General features: G+C 44.1%; 2 protein-coding genes. Both read left to right on the forward strand.

The features are described 5' to 3' along the window. The first annotated feature begins 319 nt into the window (after positions 1 to 319). Positions 320 to 1,111, forward strand: a complete 792-nt coding sequence (cysQ, locus tag AACY61_RS13520; protein ID WP_339612109.1) for a 3'(2'),5'-bisphosphate nucleotidase CysQ — start codon at positions 320 to 322, stop codon at positions 1,109 to 1,111. Beyond that, on the forward strand, positions 1,104 to 1,547 hold the full coding sequence (locus AACY61_RS13525) for a DUF2061 domain-containing protein (RefSeq protein ID WP_339612110.1): 444 nt from the start codon (positions 1,104 to 1,106) through the stop codon (positions 1,545 to 1,547). Before cysQ ends, AACY61_RS13525 begins: the two co-directional genes overlap by 8 nt. The last annotated feature ends 30 nt before the right edge of the window (positions 1,548 to 1,577 follow it).

Below are 1,577 nucleotides of genomic sequence, written 5' to 3' on the forward strand. Positions count from 1 at the left end.
GGGGTCATATATTTGTAGCAATGCATTTCAAGATCATATTCTGACCCCATCGGGGTCATATATTTGTAGTAGCAGAAACAAACAAAGCACTGACCCCAGCGGGGTCATATATTTGTAGTAGCAGAAACAAACAAAGCACTGACCCCATCGGGGTCATATATTTGTAGCGTCACATATTTCTAAAAAACATTCAAATTACCTGTAAATCATTTGACGGTATTGTTGCCTTCACAAAATTGATAACAAAAACCAAGATTACTCCACAATCACCCTCAAAAAACATCAGAAAATAATACATTTGTCATAAATCAATACACCAATGAACAACCTCCTCAATACTGCCATAGAAGCAGCCCTGCTCGCCGGAAAAGAAATTATGCAAATCTATGCCCGCGATTTTGAGGTGGAATACAAAGACGATGCCTCCCCGCTTACGGCAGCCGATCAGGCTGCCAACACGGTGATTGTTGATCTGCTCAGCCAAACAGCCATTCCCATCATCAGTGAGGAGAACAAGCAACTGCCTTACTCACAACGCAAGGCTTGGAACCGTTGTTGGATTGTTGACCCATTGGATGGAACCAAGGAGTTCATCAAAAAGAACGACGAATTTACCGTCAATATAGCCCTGATAGAACATGGCAAACCCGTGATGGGTGTCATACTGGTACCTGCTGAAAACTCACTTTACTATGCAGTGGTTGAAGAGGGCAAAGCATTTAGGGTAACTGTGGAAGAAGAGTCAGACATCAAAACACTTTTCGCGAAAGCGACACCAATAGCACCACAATCCATCCCCGGAAAAATAAGGGTGGTAGGAAGTCGTTCTCATATGAATGAGGCGACTCTTAATTACGTTGAACAGTTGAAAGGCACAGGAAAAGAAATCGAAATCGTTTCCAAAGGCAGCTCACTCAAACTTTGCATGCTTGCTGAAGGAGCAGCCGATGTTTACCCGCGGTTTGCACCCACGATGGAATGGGATACTGCTGCAGGCCATGCCATTTGCAGTGCAGTGGGCATTGGTGTTCAGGATATAACCACAGGAACGGAAATGCGTTACAACAAAGAAAACCTCTTAAACAATCATTTTTTGGTAAGCCATGAGTGACCCCTCCCATAAAAGACATATAGTAAAAGCGATTACCTGGCGCATAGTCGGTACTTTGGATACCATGTTACTGGCGTGGATCATTTCCGGAAATCCATTAACAGGTTTAAAGATTGGTGTGGCTGAGGTACTCACAAAAATGCTGTTGTATTACCTTCACGAACGGGTCTGGTTTAAAATCAATATCAGCAAGGAAGGCATCCTTCAGGAAAGTCGAAAACGCCACCTCGCTAAAACCGTCACCTGGCGGGTAGTGGGAACGATGGACACGATGCTGATTTCCTGGCTGATTACCGGCAACCCATGGATAGGTGTTCAGATAGGAGTAGCCGAATTGCTCACAAAAATGCTGCTCTATTACGTCCATGAACGGGTGTGGTACCGCTATCATTTTGGATTACAAAAACGACAAAATACATCAGACAATGAACAGTAACATCACTCCCCATCAGTTTAGCATCACGCG

The organism is uncultured Planktosalinus sp. (assembly GCF_963973675.1).
In the GTDB taxonomy this organism is placed as follows: domain Bacteria; phylum Bacteroidota; class Bacteroidia; order Flavobacteriales; family Flavobacteriaceae; genus Planktosalinus.

Bases quoted from the DNA above. Each gene is read 5' to 3' on its own strand.
- AACY61_RS13525 (WP_339612110.1), top strand. From the start codon at position 1,104: ATGAGTGACCCCTCCCATAAAAGACATATAGTAAAAGCGATTACCTGG.
- cysQ (WP_339612109.1), top strand. From the start codon at position 320: ATGAACAACCTCCTCAATACTGCCATAGAAGCAGCCCTGCTCGCCGGA.